We start from the raw sequence: 21,117 nt of genomic DNA on the forward strand, positions 1-21,117 counted from the left end.
CCGACTTCAGTCGGCTGCATCTCCTGCCCCGGTAGAGCCGACTTCAGTCGGCTGCATCTCCCGCCCTGGTAGAGCCGACTTCAGTCGGCTGCAGGCAAGCCGACTGAAGTCGGCTCTACCGGTCGAACGATCCAACGATCCAACGATCCAACGATCCACCGATCCACCGATCCAACGATCCAACGATCCAACGTTCCACCGATCCACCGTCCACCCGTCCAACCGTGCACCGTTCGACCGATCCCCCGTCCACCATCCACCGGCCGCCGATCCACCCGTCCACCCGTCGAACGATCCACCGTCCACCGATCCACCGGCCGCGGATCCAACGATCCACCTGGCCACCTGCCCGTTCCCTGCCGCGTTACCGCACTTGCCGCCACCACTGGGTGGATGGCGCCGGTGCACCGATATCCAACCGCTCGCCCATCTGCGGTGCCGTCAGCACCACACCCTGTTCCTGCGCCAGCGCGGTGATGCGCTCGAAGGGTTCCGTCCACGGATGCAGCGCCAGGTCGAAGGTGCCGTTGTGGATCGGCATCATCACCTTGCCGCGGACATCCAGATGCGCCTGGAGACTCTGTTCGGGCTGCATGTGCACGTCGGCCCAGTCGGCGTCGTAAGCGCCGGTCTCGACGAGCGTCAGGTCGAACGGACCGTACCGTTCGCCGATCTGGGCGAAGCCGTCGAAGTAGCCGCTGTCACCACTGAAGAAAATGCGCTTGCGTCCACTGTCGATCACCCACGACGCCCACAACGTGCGGTTGCCATCGGACACGCCACGACCGGAGAAATGCTGTGCCGGCGTGGCAGCGATCTTCAGACCGTGCACCTGGGTCTCCTGCCACCAGTCCAGCTGCTGGATCTTGTCGGCGGGCACGCCCCACGCCCGCAATCGATCCCCCACACCCAGCGCGGTGATGAAGTGGTCGACCTTCGGCGCCAGCGCACGGATGGCATCGTGGTCCAGGTGGTCGTAGTGGTCATGGGAAATGATCACGCCGGTCAGCGGCGGCAACGCTTCAATATCAAGCGGTGGCGCATGGAAGCGCTTGGGTCCCATGAACGACATCGGCGAGGCGCGCTCGGAAAAAACCGGGTCGGTCAGCCAGAAATGACCATCCAACTTCATCAGCACGGTGGAGTGTCCCAGCCGCCACAGACTGTCGTCCGGCGCGTCCAGCAGGTCCTGGCGGGTCAACGCATGCACCGGAATCGGTGCGGGCGGGGTGGCATCCTTGGGCTTGTCCACCATGAAGCGCCAGAGCACCCCCAGGGTGCCGACGAATCCCAGCGACGACTTGCCCGCGGGATTGTGGAAGCGTCCATCCTGGTACTGGGGAGATTCTTCGTAGGAAGCGGCAGGACGCGCGCCGCAGGTCAGCAGGCCAAGTGTCATGGCGATCAATACCGTAGAAATGAGGAGGAAGCGCGGCAGGCGACGGGTCATTCGGGCTTGCCCTGAAAAGTACACCGAAGAGTCTACTTCTATTTCGTTGGAAGTAAACTGAACGGTGTAAAATATCGGTATGAGTGCCGATACCCGCCCTACCCGCCTGACCGACCGCAAGCGCGCCGCCATCCTCGCGGCGGCCGTGACGGAGTTCCGCAGCTTCGGGTTCGCGGCCACCAGCATGGACCGGATCGCTGCCACGGCAGAGGTGTCCAAGCGAACGGTCTATAACCACTTCGCCAGCAAGGACGAGCTGTTCACCGCCATCCTGTTGCAGCTGTGGGAGGCCAGCCAAGACCTGGATGCGCCGGACTACGCACCAGCCCAGCCGCTTCGTCCGCAACTGCTGGGATTCGCCGCAAGGAAGATGCGGCTGATGGCCGATGAGAGTTTCATCGACCTGTCGCGGGTGGCGATCGCCGAACTGGTGCATGCCCCGGAGCGCGCGCGGGCGATGATGGAACGGCTGGCGGAGAAAGAAGAAGGGCTGACCGCCTGGATGCGGGCGGCACAAGCGGATGGTCGGCTGCGCACACTGCCCTCGCCGGCTGAAGCCGCGCATCAGCTGCAAGGCATGCTGAAGGCGTTTGCGTTCTGGCCGCAGGTGGCAATGGGGCAGGCGCCGCTGGCACCGGAAGCGCAGCAGCGATTGATGGAAGAGTGCGTGGACATGTTCCTGGCGCTGAACGCACTGGAACATACGTCGGTCTAGCCCCGAGCGGCGCAGGAGGTTGGCATTGGTAGAGCCGACTTCAGTCGGCTGGCGGCAGGAAGCCGACTGAAGTCGGCTCTACCAAGCAGCGACAGCGAGAGCAACAGCGACAGCAACAGCGACAGCGACAGCGACAGCGACAGCAACAGCAACAGCAACGACAGTTACAGCGAGAGCAACCGCGATCGCGAAGGCAACCGGAACCGCGAAGGCCAAGACGACACAACGGCAACGGCAACGGCACGGCAGCAGCGACCGCTACCGCAATCACGAAGGCAGCGGCGATGGCACCAGCAACCGCGCCCGTTCCAGCAAGAGCGGGTGCCGACCGACGTCAGCACCCGCTTTCGGTGTTACTGGGCTTCGGCCTTGGACAGCATGTCCTGCACCGAGCCGGTGGTGATCGGGTGGTAGCCCGGCTTGGCCTTTTCAAAGGCAGCCTTGGCAATCTCCAGACCTTCCGGCGTCTTCACCAGTTCGGCGTAGATCGGCATGATCAGCTTGCGACGGCCCACCCGCTCGATGAACTCGGCGGCGGCCGGAGTCGCCTCAGCGTAGCCACTGCGGATCGCCAGCGGGTACCAGCGCATGGCGATTTCACCGTTCGGCGTACCGGTGAACTTGAAGGCACGGTCCAGCGCGGTGAGCTTGTCCAGCGGCTGCTTCGCGCCCAGTCCGTCGATGAAACGCACCCATTCCTGCGTGCTCCATTCAGCGGTCAGCTGGTTGGTGGGCAGCTTGCCGGTACCTTCCCACGCAATGCGCGCGGTATCGACATTGCTGAAGTTGCGCGACTGCGCCTTGGCCGCGAATGCCGGGATGCCCGGCTCGTCGAGCCATGCCTTCAGTTCGGCATCCGTCACTGCGCCGGGCTTCTTGTCGAGCAGGTTCTTCTTCAGATAGTCGACGAACTGATCGGTGTTCGCGCTCTGGAAGGCATGGTCGTTGAACCAGCCACGCAGGAAGGGATCGAACACCTCGCGGCCGAAGCGCTGTTCCAGGAACTCCAGGAACCAGGACCCCTTTACATAGGCAACCTGGCTCAGCGCCTCGTCCGGGTCACGTTCGTTCAGCGGCGGCAGGGCCAGCGCCTGATCGGCCGGGCTCATGTCCTTCACCTCGGCCAACAGGTCGGTCTGGTCGATCTGCCGCTCCATCTCGGCCATTTCCTTGCCATACAGCGCTTCGGTGATGCGACCCTGCACGTAGGTGGTGAAGCCTTCGTTGAGCCAGATGTCCTTCCAGCTGGCGTTGGTCACCAGGTTGCCCGACCAACTGTGCGCCAGTTCGTGGGCGACCAGCGAGACCAGCGACTTGTCGCCCACGATCACGGTCGGGGTGGCGAAGGTCAGGCGCGGGTTTTCCATGCCGCCGAACGGGAACGACGGCGGCAGCACCAGCATGTCGTAGCGGCCCCAGCGGTACTCGCCGTACAGCTTTTCGGCGGCGCCGATCATCTTCTCGGTGTCTTCGAACTCCTTCGCTGCCTTGCCGACCATGGTCGGTTCAGCCCACACACCGGAGCGGCCGGAGATCGGCTCGAACACCAGGTCACCCGCAGCGATCGCCAGCAGGTAGGAAGGAATCGGCTGCGGCATCTTGAAGGTGTAATCACCGTCACGCGCGGCCTTGGGGTCGTTGTCGGCGCTCATCAGCACCATCACGTCCGGGCGCGAGACCACGTGCGCGCTGTAGGTGAAGCGAACGCTCGGCGTGTCCTGCAGCGGCACCCACGAGCGCGCGTGGATCGCCTGCGACTGGCTGAACATGAAGGGCAGCTTCTTGCCTTCGGTCATCGACGGCGCCAGCCACTGCAGGCCCGAGGCCGTCGGAGCGGTGTGGTAGCTGATCTCGACCTTGGTCGGCTGCGTGGGGGTTTCGATGGTCAGCTTGCTGCCGAACACCTTGTCCACGGGCGCCAGCACGAACGGCAGCGGGCTGCGCGCGCCATCGGCCGCGATGGCCTCGACCTTGGCGACGGCCAGCTCACGCGTGTCCAGCACCAGCTGCTTGGCGTCCTTGTTCTTCCACTCCAGCGTGTAGGTCGCGGTGCCACCGATCTGCTTGCTGTCGAAATCCAGCTTCAGGTCGAGGGCGATGTCCTTGATGACGACCTTGTCCGGCTCGGCATAGGAGCTTTCGTCGTGGCTGCGGTTTTCAGCGTTCACGGGGGCAGCCGGCGCACTCTGCGCGGGGGGAGTGGCGACCGGCGCGGCGGTCTCCTGGGAGCAGCCGGCGGCGAGGGCCACGGCCAGCGGAAGGAGCAGGAACGGGGTACGCATGCATCGAGACCGTTTCAGGGGTAAAGGCTGATTTTACCCCTGTTCCGCCCTTGGTAGCGCCGAAGGTAGCGGCAGGAGCCGCTGCCAACGTCGCTTGCGACGGCCCGGAGGGTGCCGGTCAGGACGACCGGCATAGCAACGCTCGGCGGGATCCCGCACGCCGAGCATGGCTCGGCGCTACCGGGTTACAGCTTGTAACCGGAGTGGATCGAGACGATGCCCGCCGACAGGTTCTTGTAGTGGCAGCGTTCGAATCCGGCCTCACTCATCATCGCCTTCAGCGCATCCTGTGGCGGGTGCTTGCGGATGCTTTCGGCCAGGTACTGATAGCTGTCCGAATCGCGCGCGAACAGACGGCCCAGCTTCGGCAGCACCTTGAACGAGTGGAAGTCGTAGATCGGCTTGAACCAGTCCAGTGTGACCTCGGAAAACTCCAGCACGCGTGCCTGCCCGCCTACTTTCAGCACGCGATGCATCTCGCGCAGCGCCGCATCTTTATCGGTCACGTTGCGCAGCCCGAACGCGATGGTCACCAGGTCGAAGCTGGCATCCGGGAACGGCAGGGCTTCTGCATTGCACTGCACGTAGTCCAACCCGGCCACCAGGCCGCGGTTGGTCAAGCGATCACGGCCCACCGACAGCATGCCGGCGTTGATGTCGCCCACCACGACCGCACCGTCCGTGCCGACCCGCTCCTTCAGCAGCGCGGCAATGTCACCGGTACCGCCGGCCAGATCCAGCACGCGGTCACCGGGCTTCACCTGCGCGGTGGCCACGTAGTAGCGCTTCCAGACCCGATGCACGCCCAGGCTCATCAGGTCATTCATCAGGTCGTAGTTGCGCGCGACCGAGGTGAAGACCTGGCCGACCAGCTTCTGCTTGTCCTTTGCATCGACATCGCGGAAGCCGAAATGGGTAGTTCCGGACTTGTAGGGGGATTCGCTCATGGATGGATTATCGCACCGCGCGGAGCCGGCGGCACCCCCTGCCCGTATCATGACCCTTTGAATTCACGGAGACCCCCATGATCACCACGCCCGACTACCACGCCCTGCTGCAGACCGCCCTCGCCGAAGCCCGCCAGGGCATGGCCGAAGGCGGCGTGCCCATCGGCGCGGCCCTGTATCACAACGACGGTCGGCTGCTGGGCTGTGGCCACAACCGCCGGGTGCAGGAAGGCGACCCCTCCGTGCACGGCGAGACCGATGCGTTCCGCAAGGCCGGCCGCCAGCGCGGCTACAAGAACACGATCATGGTCACCACCCTGGCCCCCTGCTGGTACTGCAGCGGGCTGGTCCGCCAGTTCAACATCGGCACCGTGGTGGTGGGCGAGTCGCGCACTTTCCAGGGCGGCATCGACTGGCTGCGCGAGAGCGGCGTCAACGTGATCGACCTGGACAGCCAGGAGTGTGTCGATCTGCTGGGCGCATTCATCGAACGTCATCCGGAGATCTGGGACGAAGACATCGGCGAGTAAGCGGGACTCGCTGAATATTTCAGCCTTGGCATGGCGACCACGACCTTGGAACGCCGATTGCACACAGCAATGACGCTGCGTGCACTGGCCGATAGCGATGATCGGGACTCCCCCACCCCCACATCATCAGAAGAAGTAGCAGCCATGCGCGCAGATGTACCCAATGTCCCTCCGGTCATCGACGTGGAGGCAGAGCTGAACCACTGGCGCCAGCGACACGCCGAAGGCGCCATGGGCCCGGGCTCTTTCGGCCATTTTGTCCCGTGGATCAAGTTTGCCTGTGACTCGCTGATCACCCACCCCCGCGCCACCAACGAGCAGCGCGAGGATGCGTTCCAGACCCAGTACGCCCTGCAGATCATGCCGCGCCTGACAGAAGCACAGGCCCGCGCCTTCATTGAACAGGTATGGGACCACGTCTATGTGGCCAGCATGGTCCGCACTGATGATCGTCCGCGCCTGATCGCCTGATCAGCGCGCTCACGCGGCGGCCTGCGGTCATCTGAAACGGCCACCGGGGGGGCGATGGCCGTTCATCTGGACGAGGGATCTGCGCGCAGCCGGGTGAATGGGCAAACGGTTGAAGGGGGCAGCCGACTGAAGTCGGCTCTACCCGGTCGGCGTTAGTTACCTTCCTGATTCGCGCCAGCCGCCACCCAGCACTTTGTACAACGTGATCCGGTTTGCCTGCTGTGCCAACGCGGTCTGCAGCTGGCTCTGCTGTGCGCTGTAGGCGGTACGCCGCGCGTCCAGCAGCGTGACGAAGCTGTCCAGCCCGGCGTCGTAGCGCGCCTGCGACAAGCGTTCGGCCTGCGTCGCGGCCTCCACCAGTCCACGCTGCGAATCGGCCTGGGCATCCAGGCTGGTGCTCAGCGCCAGCGCATCGGCGGTTTCGCGGAAGCCGACCTGGATCGCCTTCTCATACTCGGCCAAGGCGATGTCACGGTCCGCTTCGGCCACGGCCAACCCGGCACGCAACCGGCCGCCCTGGAAGATCGGCAGGCTGATCGTCGGCAGGAAGCTCCACATCCGCGTGCCGCTGTCGAACAACCCCGACAGTTCGTCGGACCGGCTCCCCAGCGTGCCGGTCAGGCGGATGCTGGGAAAGAACGCTGCACGTGCCGCACCGATGTTGGCGTTGCCCGCCAGCAAGGTGTGCTCGGCCGCCATGATGTCCGGGCGGCGCAGCAGCACATCACTGGGCAGGTCCGCCGGCGGCGGCGCCAGGGCCAGCAGCTGCAGTTCGTTGTTGCCGGACGGCAGCAACGCGGCGTCCACCGGCCCACCGATCAGCAGTGACAAGGCATTGCGGTCCTGCTCGACCTGACCGCGCAGGCGCGCGGCATCGGTGCGGGCGGTTTCCACCAGCGTACGGGTCTGGGCCAGCTCCAGCGCCGAGCTGCCGCCGCGCTCGAAACGCGCCTGCGCCAGCCGCAGCGAATCTTCGTGGCTGGCCAGCGTGGCTTCGGAGATGCGCAGCTGTTCGCTGTCGGCACCGAAGGTCAGCCAGGCCGTGGCGGTTTCCGCGACCAGGCTCAACTGCGCATTGCGCCGGTTGGCGGCCACCGCGAAGTACTGCTGCAGTGCCGCCTCGCTGAGGTTGCGCACACGTCCGAACAGATCGAGCTCGAACTCGGTGATGCCCAGCCCGGCCGTGAACTGCTCACTGACCGGCATGTCACCGCCGATGCGCTCCATCTGCCCCTGCACCGCGAGCCCGGGTACGCGGTCGGCGCGCTGGATGCGGTACTGGCCGCGGGCACGTTCGACATTCAGCACGGCCACACGCAGATCGCGGTTGTTGTCCAGCGCCTGGGTGATGACGTCCTGCAGACGCGCATCGGTAAAGAAGTCACGCCAGCCCAGCGCGGCGACGTCGGTGGCCCGGCCCTGGCCCGCTTCGATCGGCCACTGCGCGGGTATGGCGGGCGCCACGTCGGTGCGCTCAGGCACCAACGTGGCACAGCTGGTCAGGCCGAGGCTGGCCACCAGGGCCAGCAGCAAGGGGATCTGCTTCATGGGGTCTCACTCGATTGCGGCGCGTTGCGCAGCTTGCGGTTGAACACGCGCTGCACGACGACGAAGAACAGCGGGATGAAGAACACGCCCAGCAAGGTGCCGGCGAGCATGCCGCCCAGCACACCGGTGCCGATCGCGCGCTGCGCACCCGAGCCGGCGCCGGAGGCGATGGCCAGCGGCAGAACGCCCAGGCCGAATGCCAGCGAGGTCATGATGATCGGACGCAAGCGATCGCGCACGGCGTGCATGGTGGCCTCGATCAGTCCGGCGCCCTTCTCCAGGTTGTCCTTGGCGAATTCCACGATCAGGATGGCGTTCTTCGATGTCAGGCCCACCGTGGTCAGCATCGCCACCTGGAAGTAGATGTCACGCTCCAGCCCGAGCAGCGTGTTGGCCAGCACGGCACCGAGGATGCCCAGCGGCGCGACCATCAGCACCGAGGTCGGCACGCTCCAGCTTTCGTACAACGCAGCGAGGCACAGGAACACGATCAGCAGCGACAGCGAGTACAGCAGCGGGGTCTGCGAGCCGGCCTGACGCTCCTGATAGGACAGCGCGGTCCACTCGATCTCGTAGCCCGGCGGCAGATCCTTGGCGATGCGCTCGATCTCGTTCATGGCATCGCCCGATGCCACGCCCGTGGCCGGTTCACCTTGGATTTCCATGGCCGACACGCCGTTGTAGCGCTCCAGCCGCGGCGAACCGAAGTCCCAGCGCTTGGACGCGAAGGCACTGAACGGCACCATCTCGCCGGCCGCATTCTTCACCGACCACACGTTGAAGTCGTCCGGATTCATGCGGAAGTCCGCATCGGACTGCACGTACACGCGCTTGACCCGGCCACGGTCGATGAAGTCATCGATGTAGCTGCTGCCCCACGCGGTGGCCAACGTGTTGTTGATGGACGTCATGTTCAGGCCCAGCGCATTGGCCTTTTCCACGTCCACGTCGATGCGCAGCTGCGGGGTGTCTTCCTGGCCGTTCGGTCGCACGTTGGCCAGCAGCTTGCTCTGCCCGGCGGCACCCAGCAGCTGGTTGCGCGCGTTGAGCAGGGCCTCGTGCCCCTGGCCACTGTTGTCCTTCAGGAAGAAGGTGTAACCCGAGCCGATACCCAGTTCCGGCATGGCCGGCGGCGGGAACGCGAAAATGAAAGCGTCCTTGATACCGCTCAGTGCGCCCATCGCACGGCCGGTAACGGCCTCCACGCTCTGCTCCGAACCGCGATCCTTCCAGTCCTTCAGCTTGACGAAGGCCATGCCCGCGTTCTGGCCCATGCCGGCGAAGCTGAAGCCCTGGATGGCGAAGATCGATTCGATCGCTTCGCCTTCGTTCTCCAGGAAGTGGTTTTCCAGCTTGGCCATCGCCTCCAGCGTGCGCTCCTGGGTGGAGCCCACCGGCGTCTGCACCAGCGCCATCATGATGCCCTGGTCTTCGTTGGGCAGGAACGAGCTGGGCAGGCGCATGAACAACAGCACCATCACCAGCGACAGCGCCGCGAACACGCCCATGAAACGCCACGGGCGGGAAATGATGCCCTTGACGCCACGCTGGTACTTTTCGCTGGACTTGTCGAAGCCGCGGTTGAAGCCACCGAAGAAGCGACCCGACCAGCCCTTGTGGGCGACGTGATGCTCGCCCTTTTTCAGCGGCTTGAGCATGGTGGCGCACAGCGCCGGCGTGAGCACGATCGCGACCAGCACCGACAGCGCCATCGCCGAAACAATCGTGGCCGAGAACTGCCGGTAGATCACTCCGGTGGCACCGCCCATGAAGGCCATCGGCACGAACACCGCCGACAGCACCAGGCCGATGCCCACCAGCGCGCCGGTGATCTGGGTCATTGATTTGCGCGTGGCCTCCAGCGGCGACAGGCCCTCTTCGGCCATGATGCGCTCGACGTTCTCCACCACCACGATGGCATCATCGACCAGCAGGCCGATCGCCAGCACCATCGCGAACATCGTCAGCATGTTGACCGAGAACCCCAACACCGACAGCACGCCGAACGTGCCGAGCAGCACCACCGGTACGGCGATGGTCGGGATCAACGTGGCGCGGAAGTTCTGCAGGAACAGGTACATCACCACGAACACCAGCACGATCGCTTCGATCAGCGTCTTGATCACGCCCTTGATCGACACCTGCACGAACGGGGTGGTGTCATACGGCACCACCGATTCCAGGCCGGCCGGGAAGGTCGCCTTCATGTCCTCCAGTGCCGCGCGCACGCCATTGGCGGTATCCAGCGCGTTGGCGCCGGTGGCCAGGGTGATGGCGATGCCGGTGGACGGCTTGCCGTTGTACCGGGTGACGAAGTCGTAGCTTTCCGCGCCGAGTTCCACACGGGCCACGTCGCCCAGGCGCAGCTCGCTGCCATCGGTGCCGCCACGCACCAGGATGTTGCGGAACTGCTCCGGCGTCTGCAGGCGATCCTGCGCGTTGATGGTGGCGTTGAGCTGCTGGCCCTTCACCGACGGCGCACCGCCCAGCTGGCCGATCGCCACCTGGGCGTTCTGTGCGGTGATCGCTGCGGTGACTTCATCCACCGACAGCTTGTAGGTGTGCAGCTTGTTGGGATCCAGCCAGATGCGCATGGCGTACTTGCCGCCGAACACCTGGATGTTGCCCACGCCCGGCACGCGGCTGAGCGGGTCGACCACGTTGGAGCCCACGAAATCGGAGATGTCGTTGGCGTCCATGCTGTTGTCATTGGACACAAAGCCCAGCACCTGCAGGAAGCCGCTGCTGGACTTGGCCACGTTGATGCCCTGCCGCTGCACTTCCTGCGGCAACAGGGGCATCGCCAACTGCAGCTTGTTCTGCACCTGCACCTGGGCGATGTCTGGATTGGTCCCGGATTCGAAGGTCAGGGTGATGGTGGCCTGGCCGTTGGCCGAGCTGTTGGACGAGAAATAGATCAGCCCGTCGAGGCCTTTCATGTTCTGCTCGATGATCTGCGTCACCGAGTCTTCCACCACCTTCGCCGACGCACCGGGATACGTGGCGGAGATCTCGACGGCCGGCGGGGCCACTTCCGGATACATGGACACCGGCAAGGTGGTTACCGCCAGCGCACCGGCAAGCATGATGATGATCGCGATCACCCACGCAAAGATGGGTCGATCAATGAAGAAACGTGCCATGGGGTTCTCCGCTTACTGCGCGTCGGTGCCGGCCGGAGCCTGGGCGGGTGCAGCGGCGTCGGGGGACGCGGCGGCCGGATCTGCGGCGGCCGGTGCAGCCGCGGGCTTGCCATCTGCCGGCTTTACCGGTTCGCTGCCCTTTTCGGTGGCCTGCACCGGCATGTCCGGGCCGATCTTCTGCAGGCCCTCCACGATCACCTTGTCGCCTGCCTGCAGGCCATCCTCGACCAGCCACTTGTCACCCAGCGCGCGGCTGACCTTCACCGGACGCACTTCCACCTTGTTGTCCTTGTTGACCACCATGGCACTGGTATCGCCCTTGGCGTCACGGGCGATGCCCTGCATCGGGACCAGCAGTGCGCCATCACGCACTCCGCCGCCGATCACCGCGCGCACGTACATGCCCGGCATCAGTACGCCATCCGGGTTGTCCACCTTCACCCGCAGGCCGTAGCTGCCGGTGGTCGGGTCCACGCTGACTTCGGAGAATTCCAGCGTGCCCTTGTGCTCGAACGGCGTGCCATCATCGAGCAGGATGCTGACAGGCAGGCTCTGGTTGTCCTGCAGGCGGCCGGCCGCCAGCTCGCGCCGCAACTGCAGCAGTTCGGCGGCAGACTGGGTCAGATCGACATAGATGGGATCCAGCTGCTGCACCGTTGCCAGTGCCTCGGGCTGAGCGGCGCTCACCAATGCCCCTTGGGTGACACTGGACTTGCCGATGCGGCCGCTGATCGGCGCGGTGATCCGCGCATAGCCCAATGTCACGTTGGCCGCATCCAGCGATGCTTTTGCCGCGCCGACATCTGCCTCGGCCTGCTTCTGCGCGGCGACCGCGTTCTCCAGATCCTGCTTGCTGACCGCATCCACCTTGGCCAGCTCATTGATGCGAGCGGCGCTCAAGCGCGAGGCGTTGGCGGTCGCCTCCGCACGTGCCAGCTGGGCGCGGGCATTGTTGGCCTGCGCGCGGTAGCTGGCATCGTCGATCTGATACAGCGGCTGGCCTTCGGTCACCATGCTGCCTTCGGTGAACAATCGCTTGCCGACCAGGCCATTGACCTGCGGCCGCACTTCAGCAACCAGGAATGCATTGGTGCGCCCCGGCAACTCCCGGGTCAGCGATACCGATTCGGCTTTCAGGGTAACCACGGTCACTTGCCCGGGTCCTTGCTGCGGCGGTTGGTCATCACCGCCACCGCAGGCGGCAACGACCGCGGCGATGGCCAGCGAAAGCGCGATGGGGCGAACACGAGTCAGAAACATGGGGAGGGTCTCGATAGCAGGGAGTCTGTAGCGCCGAGCCACGCTCGGCGGCCCTCTCCTCGGACGCCCCCATTCAGGAAGCGAGCCAAAAGCGACGGCAATCATGGGCAGGAAATATACATACATGACTGTTTGTTTGTAAAGGGCTACACTTCGTTGACGTTTCGCACGCATTCTGAGCAATGGCCCGAAAGACCAAAGAGGAAACCCAGGCGACCCGCGAAGGCATCCTCGACGCCGCCGAAGTCTGTTTTCATGAGCATGGGGTGGCGCGGACAACGCTGGAGATGATCGGCGCCCGCGCCGGCTATACCCGCGGCGCGGTCTACTGGCACTTCAAGAACAAGATCGACGTCCTGGCGGCAGTGATCGAACGGGTCCGCCTGCCCTTCATGCAGGAACTCGACCGCGCGGCGACAGAAAGCCGCGACACGCCGGTGCTGGACCTGCGTTCGGTAATATTGGGTTCGTTGAATGACCTTGCCGCCGATCCGCGCCTGCGCAACACGATGGAGATCATGCTGCGCAGCGACACCTCGGCCGACAGCAAGGTGCTGGCTGACCTGCAGCAGGCCGGATTCCGAGATGGGCTCGAACGCATGGCGCGCGCCTTGCGGCGGGCCGAGCAACTGGGTCAACTGAAAGCCGGCGCGAACCCCGAGGTGGCCGCGCGGATGCTGCACGCCACGGTGCTGGGCGTGTTGCATGGGGCGATGGTGGAGCCGGATCTGATGGATATCCGCCGCGATGGGATGCTGGCGTTGGACATGACGCTGAGCGCGTATGTCCGCGATGGCGTATTCCAGACGGGAAGCGAGCCGAACCCGCCGTAAGCGGCCCGCCCCCCGACTGCCCGGGTTCCGCCACCTACTCCCTCATCCGGCGTCGGGATCCACACACTGCGCTGCAATCAGGTCGGCCGGCTGCGCTTCTTGCAGGGCGTACGCAATCACGCATTGCTCGCCGGGCTTCGCGCCCCAGCGTACGGTCAATCGACCGCTCGGTTCGATTCCGCGCACCCACAGGCGACTGGCCTGCCCGACGACGCCGACAACCTCCCCGGCTTCGTTGTAGACGTCCAGCCCAAAGGGCAACGGCTGCCCGTCCGCCCTTGGCGCCTCAATCAGCGCGCTGCGGCCACTGCTGGTGGGGATCACCAGCCTGACGACCGCACCGGCTGTTGGCACGCCGATCACCGAAGCGGTTTTCAGCTCCACGTCCATCGACAGTCCCTTGGGATCGATGGTCACTTCGTTGCGACGGAACGGCGTCATGTAGGGAACCACCGCGTAGCCGTCCGCGTTGGTCCTCACCCCGACGGTACTGTCCAGCGCGATGTCGGCCGCATCGGGAACATGCACCAGGGCGACCGTATCACCGAGCTGCTGGGAGAAGGTCACGCCGTCACCGTGGACGATGACGCCGCCCGTAGCGCCGAGACTCAGTCCATCGCTGCCTGCCGAGTGCGTATAGCCCGCACTGAGGCTGGCCACGGACGTCTGGTAGTTCACGCCGGTGTCGTAGCTGCTGCCCTGTCCACGATACTGGCTGGCCGTTACGTTGTAGCTGCCCTGGTTGCGATCGCCGAAGTTGCCATTGATGCCCGCGCGTGCATCATCGCGGCCACTGTTGCGCCTGTTGGCCGCCAGCGTCATCCGCGGCGCGCTGGTGCGCGCACCCAACGGGATGCTCATGTTGAAGTTGATGCTGTTGCCTTCCCGGCCTGTCCCGCCACCCAGGCTGCGCTCCGTGCTTCGCTGGAGGGCAATGCTGTAGGTGGCAGGCCCCAGCCGATCGGAGTACCCGACAGAGAAGGCACTTCGCCTCTGGCGCTGGTCCCAGTAGTCCACGCTGCTGGCACTGACATACAGCAGGCCGGAACGTTCACCCAGGCGCTGGTTGAGATTCAGGTCGAGCCGCGCGCGTTGCTGCGCGGGTGGCGTCCACTCACGGCGTTCATCAACGTACTGGCGAAGCCGTGCGGCATCGGCCAGCGATACATAGCCGGCAGTTGAATAACGATACGCTGCCATCGAAAGGTTGGTGCCGCTGGTTGCGATGTCCTTGCTGTAGGCCAACCGGAACGACTGCCCGCTCATCCTGCCGGGCGCATCCGCCAGTGCGCCACGCAGATCGGCTCGTGCAAAGGTCACGTCACCGGAGAATGCACCCGCCGCTGTGTTCAGGGCAGCGCCAAGCAGCACGGCCTGGTAGCCGTCGCTGGCGGTGGCGCCGGTAAAGCCGGTCACCCGATTGCTCAACCCCTTGCGCAGGGTTGCTTCGAGCAGACGTGGCCTTTCACGCAGCGCCCTGTCCTGCAGCACGCCCACCGTCAGGCTGAAGCGCTGCTGGCCTGCGCGCAACAGCTGCGGAACCGACGCAAAGGGCACCACGAAGCGCTGCACGCGGCCATCGTTCTCGGTGATCTCCACGTCCAGATCGCCGGCGTACGCCGTGCCGTACAGATCGTTGATTTCGAACGGACCTGCGGCGACATTGGCCTGGTAGAGCACGCGATCGCGTTGCCGGATCACCACCCGCGCATTGCTCTGCGCCACACCACGCACCACCGGCGCGTAGTCGCGGAGCGAATCGGGCAACATGCGCGGATCGGTGCTGATGGAGAGACCGCGGAACGACACCCCGTCAAACACGTCGCCACGGGTGCTGGCCTCGCCCGCTGTCAGCTCCACGCCCAGAGCAGCGATCGATCGCTCCGCGTAAGAGCGCCCAGCGCGATATCCCGTTCGCGGCCCACTACCCTGTGACAGGAAACCATCATGCCGCAGACGCCATGCGCCGACGTTCAACCCTGCATTGAGCATGACGCTGGTGGATTGGCTGTCGTAGCCGCGGTTCTGGATGCGTTGATGGCTTACGCTGTAACCGACCAAGGCGGCGGTAATGCCGTCGTCCCACAGCTCCTGCGGAACCCAACCACGCGGATCCCGCGCGAGGTAGGCCTGTGGGATGTCGATATCCAGCACCTGTTCGCCCACATCGAAACGCGCAGCCGCCTGCGGGATGTAGAGCGACAAGGGATCGCAGAACACCGTGTCCGGCAATGGCCGCACCTCCTCTGCCAGGCCGTCAACGTCGGACACCTGCCCGGCCGCCGGCACGCGCGCCAGCTCCAGGCCCAGCACCTGCACCAGCGCGGGCGTGAAACACAGGGCAAGGCTACCGTCATGCAGCGCGCGCAGTTCCACCTCACGGCGGGCCACCACGGTGCCATTGACGCGTATGTCGGCGCTGTAGGTCCCCGGCAACGCATCACCCCGCTCAAAGCGGGTCAGGTCGAGCGCACCCGCCTGGGTTCCCTGCAGGAACTGCGGATTGAACTCCACGTTGGGAGCGGCCATGACCGCCACCGGCAACAGGGACGCAACCACCGCGGATGCCAGGCGGCAGGGCCGGCTGGAGAGCAGTGACGTTGGGCAACGCAGGAACATCAATGAAACTCCAATAGGCGCATGCGCACCGCCGTGACCCATCGGGGCAGGCAGGTGCAAGGAAACTCTTCAGCGTGGATCAGCGCGCGGAGGTCGCTCAGTCCTCCAGTGCGACCGACTGGCCCACGTTGCCGCCTTGGTCGTTGATCCAGTCGAACTGCACGTTGCCGCCGACCGGGCGTGCGTTCAGCCCCTGCACGGCAAACACCTGGGTTGCCAGCGGCTCGATCATCCGCGGGTCGTCCACCGGATGGTCCGTGCCCTGTATGCGCAGCGCGAGCCTGCTCAAGTGCACGTAATACGGCGTCGGGTTTCGAGCCTGCAGCGCCCAGCCCTCCCCATCGGGAACCAGCGACCACTGCAGTTTCTGCGCGGAAGACATCACGTCCGCCAGCCCCTTCGGCCGGTAGATCAGCTTGATCCGCGTGCGCAGGCTGAACTGCAGAAAATTACCGGTGGGTACTTCGTCGGCCTGGGGAGCGGGCGGGATATCCAGTACGTTGAGCCAGTAAAGGCTTTCGCGATCCTGCGGCATCGGCGTACCGGTGAACTGGAGGCGCAGCACCTGGCTCTTACCCGGGTCCAACCGGAATACGGGTGGCCGCAGCACGAACGGTGTCTTCACCGTCTCCGGCGCAGCCTGTTTGTCACCATCATCGGTCCATGCCTGTACAAGCGACGCACGCTTGCCGACGTTTTCCAGTCGTACCGATATCTCGCGCGCAGCGCCGGGAAATATCTGCCGCGTGCCATGCACGATGACCTGCGCAGCGGCCGGGATACCGGCGAGCAGCGAAGAGGCTAGCGCAAGGCAGGTCAGTCCCGTACGGAACAGGCTCATGAATCATTACTCCGGGGAGGGTTGCCACGAACGGACGGGGCGCTGAGGCCCCGTCCGCTACAACGGGCGGGTCAACAGATCAGTTGTAGTCCAGCGTGTACTGCAACGAAGCGGAGACGTCGCCCGCACCGGCCGCTTCACTCGCGTAGTACTCACCCTCGAAACCCAGCGTGGCCACGCCTGCAGCGAAGGGGACGCGTGGGGAGATCCACGGTGTGGAGCTCAGGAAGATCGGCGCACCGGTCGCGTCACGCAGTTGGATCTGCACGTTTTCCGCACCGCCGGCCGCGGTGTTGTCCAGGCGCCCGTTGGTTATCGCGTCGGTGTGATTCGGGTTCAGCTCCAACGCAACGCCGGTGCCGATCTCGCACGGGGTGCCGGTGCTGCCGATCTGGATCTGGAAGGGCTTGTGGCCCGCCGTTGCGCCCGCGGCGGCAAGCGAACCGGTGGACACCGTCGCCAGTGCGATTGTCGGGTTGAGGGTCGTGCCGCCGTTGCCCGGGAAGGTCACTTCACAGGTGGATGCGGTCACTTCACCGGTGAACGTGATAGTGCCGGACTGGGCGTACGCCGATGACGAAGCGCCAATGGCCAGCACGGCCAACAGAGCAATGGAAATTTTTTTCATGGGTGTAAGTGTTCCTTCATGGGTGGTTGTAGTTTTCTGCAACACGGCGCGATGTCCTCCTGCGCTTGGCCAACGTTATGCAGCACTCGCATCGCGATTAATCGGACATGGACCAAACGCCTTTTTTAAAGTCCCTTTTTGAAACTTACACAGCTTTCTTCAAGGCATAGGAGACAGTCATGTGTCGGCCGCGACGCAGCCCTGCGCCTTCGCAGGAACGCCTGTCCGGCATGCCGACCGCAGCGAGCTTCATGGATACGAAATGGTGTACTGAAGCGGCGCCTGGAATATCCCTGGCGTGGCATCCCCGCCGTCGGCGTAGTACTCGGCAAACAGCCGGAACTCCACGGCACCACCGATCGAGGATGACGGAGCGAGGGCCATGCCGCCGGTCAGGTCGATGGGCGCCCCCAACGACGTCGTCAGGCCAACCACCGCGCTGGTGCCGCCGCCCACTCCGATTCCGGTAGTGCGCATGCGGCCGTTGAGCAGGCTGTCACTGCGGTCGACATTCAGCGTGAGGTTCGCACCACTGTTGGAGCAGATCGGATCGGATCCGCTGAGTGTCAGGACCACAGGTGTGTTACCGGCACTTTGTCCGGCCAGCAACGAGGTGCTGGCGACCGTGGGCAAGGGGATGGTGGGATTGTTACCGACCAGACCGTTGAAGGAGACGTCACAGGTCGTGGAGGTGACACTGCCGCTGAAAGCGATGGTGCCGCTCTGTGCGCTCGCGGTTGATGCCCAGCCCAGCAGGGCGAACATCGCAGGCAGCACGGTTGACGATCTACGCATGGTGTTGTCCTTGGTTCTACAGTAATGGAAGCGCCGAAAAGCGCATGCGCTTCTCGACCTCCCATCGTCGGACGACCTCACGGCTGACAGCCTAGTACGCGGCCGAGTGGAGACCGGGTGTTATCGAACCCCCGGCTTACGTCACGCACCCGCATTGAACTGCACCACAGCGCGCGGCACCTCGTGCCGACCGTCGGCACGGTGAAGCGAGACCTCGACGCCGTTCATGTCACCGGTGCAATAAAAAAGGCGCCCTCTCGGGCGCCTGTCGGAGCATTGCGGGATCCTTCTTCCGTCAGCGGTAGATCAGGTCGTACTGCACCGACGTAGACACCAATCCGCCACCCGCCGATCCGGTGGCGTAGTACTCGGCGGCATAGTTGAGAATCACGAAGCCGGTCATCGGGGGAATTATCCGCACCTGCGAGTTGGCGCCCGTGCGCAGGTTGATGTCGGCGCCGCCATCGTTGAGATTGATCAAGACCACATCTACGCGCTCCGCTGATCCGACGTTGTCCAGTCGGCCTTGTGCATTGACGTTGCCGCTGTCGTGGAACGCGATCTGAACGCTGCTCGCATGGCAGGGCTGCAGGTCGCTGCCAACCTGCACCCGCCAACCGCGTCGACCGGCACGCGCACCGGCCCGGGCAAGATCACGTGCTGCGGCACTGGGCAGGGTCAACCCACCTTCAGCGCTGCCACTCCCGTTGATCGAGACCGCACAGGTGGTCAGCCGTTGGTTTTCGCGGGCCGACGCCAATGCCGACGGTGCGTAACTGTATCCAACAGCCATCAGCGCCATTGCCATGGCGAAGGCTTGAGTGTTCATGCAATGCATCCGATACACGCCCCGGGAAGGGCGTTGCTGGCCGCAGCGTAGCCGATGCCTGCGCACTCCCCCCATCAGACCAGACGCATAACCCATCTGCAGGAAGACCGCCTTTCAGCGGTCTCCTGATCAGAGGATATAGCGACTGAGGTCAGGATCCTTGACCAGCTCTCCCAGATGCGTGTCCACGTAGATGGTATCGATCTCCAAGGTCTCACCATCGCGATCCGGCGCCTCATAGCTCAGTGAATCCAGCAGGCGCTCCAGCACGGTGTGCAAGCGACGCGCGCCGATGTTTTCCTGGCGCTCGTTCACCAGGAACGCAATCTCCGCGAGCCGGTCGATCGCCTCTTCGGTGAAAGTGACCTTGACGCCCTCCGTCAGCAACAGCGCTTCATACTGTTTGGTCAGCGCGGCCTTGGGTTCGGTGAGAATGCGCACGAAATCGGCCTTGGTCAGTGCACCCAGCTCCACCCGGATCGGAAAACGCCCCTGCAGTTCCGGGATCAGGTCACTGGGCTTGGCCAGGTGGAAGGCACCGGAGGCGATGAACAGGATATGGTCGGTCTTCACCGTGCCATATTTGGTGGACACGTTGGAGCCTTCCACCAACGGCAGCAGGTCACGCTGCACGCCTTCGCGGGACACATCACCACCGCCCACGTTGTCGCCCCGCTTGGCCACCTTGTCGATCTCGTCGATGAACACGATGCCATGCTGTTCGCAGGCGTCGATCGCGGCGGCACGTACGTCGTCTTCGTTGACCAGCTTGGCGGCCTCTTCTTCCTGCAACAGCGGGCGCGCGGCCTTGATGGTCAGCGTACGCTTGTTGGACTTTGCCCCTCCGAGGTTGGCAAACATGGATTTCAGCTGCTGGCCCATCTCCTCCATGCCCGGCGGCGTCATGATGTCCATGCTGACGTTGGCGGCGATCTCCAGTTCGATCTCGCGTTCGTCCAGCTCGCCATTGCGCAGCATGCGGCGGAACTTGATGCGCGTTTCATTATCCTGCGCAGACGGCTCGTTGCGCGCGGCTTCCGGATCAAACCCAATGCCGCCGCTGCGACGCGGCAGCAGCGCATCCAGGATGCGGTCTTCGGCGCGCTCTTCGGCCTGCGTGCGGACACGCACCTTGGCCTGCTCGCGGTACAGCTTCACGGCCGTGTCGGCCAAGTCGCGGATGATCTGCTCGACATCCTTGCCGACGTAGCCCACTTCGGTGAAGCGCGTGGCCTCGACCTTGACGAACGGCGCGTTGGCCAAGGTCGCCAGGCGGCGGGCGATTTCGGTCTTGCCAACGCCGGTCGGGCCGATCATCAGGATGTTCTTCGGCATGACCTCGTTGCGCAGGCTTTCCTCCAACTGCATGCGGCGCCAGCGGTTGCGCAGCGCAATGGCTACGGCGCGCTTGGCATCGTGCTGACCGACGATGTGGCGGTCCAGTTCCTGCACGATCTCGCGCGGAGTCATGGAAGCGGAGGTGTGTTCGAATTTCTGCGACATGGGGTGCTCACCAATGAGGATTGCCGACTGAAGTCGGCATTACCAGAACGGTTGCCGACCGAGGTCGGCACCAGCGGAACGATTGCCGACTGAAGTCGGCGCTACCCGGTGGAATCAGAGCTCTTCCACAACCACGTTGCGGTTGGTGTAGATGCAGATGTCACCGGCAATACCGATCGCCTCGCTGGCGATGGTGCGTGCATCCAGTTCGGTATGCGCCATCAGGGCACGCGCAGCCGACAACGCATACGAGCCGCCGGAGCCGATGGCGATGATGCCGTCTTCCGGCTCGATCACATCGCCGGTGCCGCTGATGATCAACGAGGTTTCCTTGTCGGCCACCGCGAGCAGCGCTTCGAGCTTGCCCAGTCGGCGTTCGGTCCGCCAATCCTTGGCGAGCTCTACGGCGGCACGCTGCAGCTGGCCATGTTTCTCCAGCTTGGCCTCGAACAGTTCGAACAACGTAAAGGCATCGGCAGCGGCACCTGCAAAGCCGGCCAGCACCTGCCCGTCGCGGCCAAGGCGACGCACCTTGCGTGCGTTGCCCTTCATCACCGTGTGGCCAAGGGTCACCTGGCCGTCGCCGGCTATTGCCACGTGCTCGCCACGACGGACGCAGACGATGGTGGTGGCGTGGAAAACTGTGGGGTTCTGGCTGGGGTCCATGGGGCCTCCGGAATACTGTCAGAGGAACATGGGGACAGCAGCAGCTGCCATCAAGCC

At 64.5% G+C, this 21,117-nt stretch carries 17 protein-coding genes; 4 read left to right on the top strand and 13 right to left on the bottom strand.

The features are described 5' to 3' along the window. Positions 1-364: 364 nt before the first annotated feature. Positions 365-1,399: an MBL fold metallo-hydrolase gene (locus IFT58_RS05345; RefSeq protein WP_188326141.1), complete on the bottom strand. Its 1,035-nt coding sequence runs from the start codon at positions 1,397-1,399 to the stop codon at positions 365-367. A 130-nt stretch (positions 1,400-1,529) separates the two neighbouring features. On the opposite strand from IFT58_RS05345, the gene IFT58_RS05350 reads away from it, so the two are divergent. Further along, positions 1,530-2,165 (top strand): TetR/AcrR family transcriptional regulator, encoded by a 636-nt coding sequence (locus tag IFT58_RS05350; RefSeq protein WP_192081236.1) that lies wholly within the window; start codon positions 1,530-1,532, stop codon positions 2,163-2,165. 353 nt (positions 2,166-2,518) lie between these two features. Here the strand turns inward: IFT58_RS05350 and IFT58_RS05355 are convergent, their stop codons facing one another. Further along, positions 2,519-4,447: a M1 family metallopeptidase gene (locus tag IFT58_RS05355; RefSeq protein ID WP_188326139.1), complete on the bottom strand. Its 1,929-nt coding sequence runs from the start codon at positions 4,445-4,447 to the stop codon at positions 2,519-2,521. 185 nt (positions 4,448-4,632) lie between these two features. Continuing rightward, positions 4,633-5,394 (bottom strand): bifunctional demethylmenaquinone methyltransferase/2-methoxy-6-polyprenyl-1,4-benzoquinol methylase UbiE, encoded by a 762-nt coding sequence (gene ubiE / locus IFT58_RS05360; RefSeq protein WP_188326138.1) that lies wholly within the window; start codon positions 5,392-5,394, stop codon positions 4,633-4,635. A gap of 77 nt (positions 5,395-5,471) precedes the next feature. Here ubiE and IFT58_RS05365 point away from each other — a divergent pair, with 77 nt between their 5' ends. Together IFT58_RS05365 and IFT58_RS05370 are read left to right on the top strand one after the other, a co-directional pair. Further along, positions 5,472-5,924: a nucleoside deaminase gene (locus IFT58_RS05365; RefSeq protein ID WP_188326137.1), complete on the top strand. Its 453-nt coding sequence runs from the start codon at positions 5,472-5,474 to the stop codon at positions 5,922-5,924. A gap of 144 nt (positions 5,925-6,068) precedes the next feature. Further along, on the top strand, positions 6,069-6,395 hold the full coding sequence (locus IFT58_RS05370; protein WP_188327183.1) for a hypothetical protein: 327 nt from the start codon (positions 6,069-6,071) through the stop codon (positions 6,393-6,395). A gap of 156 nt (positions 6,396-6,551) precedes the next feature. Here IFT58_RS05370 and IFT58_RS05375 read toward each other — a convergent pair whose 3' ends face one another. The 3 genes from IFT58_RS05375 to smeD are packed head-to-tail and all read right to left on the bottom strand — an operon-like array spanning position 6,552 to position 12,346. Then, on the bottom strand, positions 6,552-7,943 hold the full coding sequence (locus tag IFT58_RS05375; RefSeq protein WP_188326136.1) for an efflux transporter outer membrane subunit: 1,392 nt from the start codon (positions 7,941-7,943) through the stop codon (positions 6,552-6,554). After that, complete coding sequence (smeE, locus tag IFT58_RS05380) at positions 7,940-11,086, bottom strand: multidrug efflux RND transporter permease subunit SmeE (RefSeq protein ID WP_192081234.1); 3,147 nt, start codon at positions 11,084-11,086, stop codon at positions 7,940-7,942. Before smeE ends, IFT58_RS05375 begins: the two co-directional genes overlap by 4 nt. A gap of 12 nt (positions 11,087-11,098) precedes the next feature. Then, the gene (gene smeD, locus IFT58_RS05385; RefSeq protein WP_192081233.1) at positions 11,099-12,346 is read right to left on the bottom strand and encodes a multidrug efflux RND transporter periplasmic adaptor subunit SmeD; all 1,248 of its coding nucleotides are present in this window, start codon (positions 12,344-12,346) and stop codon (positions 11,099-11,101) included. A 182-nt stretch (positions 12,347-12,528) separates the two neighbouring features. On the opposite strand from smeD, the gene IFT58_RS05390 reads away from it, so the two are divergent. Further along, positions 12,529-13,179 carry a TetR family transcriptional regulator gene (locus IFT58_RS05390; protein ID WP_192081232.1) on the top strand — a complete coding sequence of 217 codons (651 nt, stop codon included), beginning with the start codon at positions 12,529-12,531 and terminating at the stop codon, positions 13,177-13,179. 42 nt (positions 13,180-13,221) lie between these two features. On the opposite strand, the gene IFT58_RS05395 is transcribed toward IFT58_RS05390, so the two are convergent. From IFT58_RS05395 to hslV, 7 genes are all read right to left on the bottom strand, one after another. Beyond that, positions 13,222-15,708, bottom strand: a complete 2,487-nt coding sequence (locus tag IFT58_RS05395; RefSeq protein WP_249405595.1) for a fimbria/pilus outer membrane usher protein — start codon at positions 15,706-15,708, stop codon at positions 13,222-13,224. Positions 15,709-15,895: 187 nt separating this feature from the next. After that, entirely contained in the window at positions 15,896-16,639 is a 744-nt protein-coding gene (locus IFT58_RS05400) for a fimbria/pilus periplasmic chaperone (RefSeq protein ID WP_192094103.1), read from the bottom strand. 79 nt (positions 16,640-16,718) lie between these two features. Then, the gene (locus tag IFT58_RS05405) at positions 16,719-17,267 is read right to left on the bottom strand and encodes a fimbrial protein (protein ID WP_192094104.1); all 549 of its coding nucleotides are present in this window, start codon (positions 17,265-17,267) and stop codon (positions 16,719-16,721) included. Positions 17,268-17,516: 249 nt separating this feature from the next. Further along, positions 17,517-18,062, bottom strand: coding sequence for a fimbrial protein (locus tag IFT58_RS05410; RefSeq protein ID WP_192094105.1), 546 nt, complete (start codon positions 18,060-18,062; stop codon positions 17,517-17,519). A gap of 295 nt (positions 18,063-18,357) precedes the next feature. Continuing rightward, positions 18,358-18,891 (bottom strand): type 1 fimbrial protein, encoded by a 534-nt coding sequence (locus IFT58_RS05415; RefSeq protein ID WP_192081227.1) that lies wholly within the window; start codon positions 18,889-18,891, stop codon positions 18,358-18,360. A 129-nt stretch (positions 18,892-19,020) separates the two neighbouring features. Then, on the bottom strand, positions 19,021-20,361 hold the full coding sequence (gene hslU, locus IFT58_RS05420) for an ATP-dependent protease ATPase subunit HslU (protein ID WP_192094182.1): 1,341 nt from the start codon (positions 20,359-20,361) through the stop codon (positions 19,021-19,023). Positions 20,362-20,508: 147 nt separating this feature from the next. Beyond that, the gene (gene hslV, locus IFT58_RS05425; protein ID WP_108758868.1) at positions 20,509-21,060 is read right to left on the bottom strand and encodes an ATP-dependent protease subunit HslV; all 552 of its coding nucleotides are present in this window, start codon (positions 21,058-21,060) and stop codon (positions 20,509-20,511) included. Between the last annotated feature and the right edge of the window lie 57 nt (positions 21,061-21,117).

This window comes from Stenotrophomonas sp. CFBP 13718 (assembly GCF_014842145.1).
Classification (GTDB): domain Bacteria; phylum Pseudomonadota; class Gammaproteobacteria; order Xanthomonadales; family Xanthomonadaceae; genus Stenotrophomonas.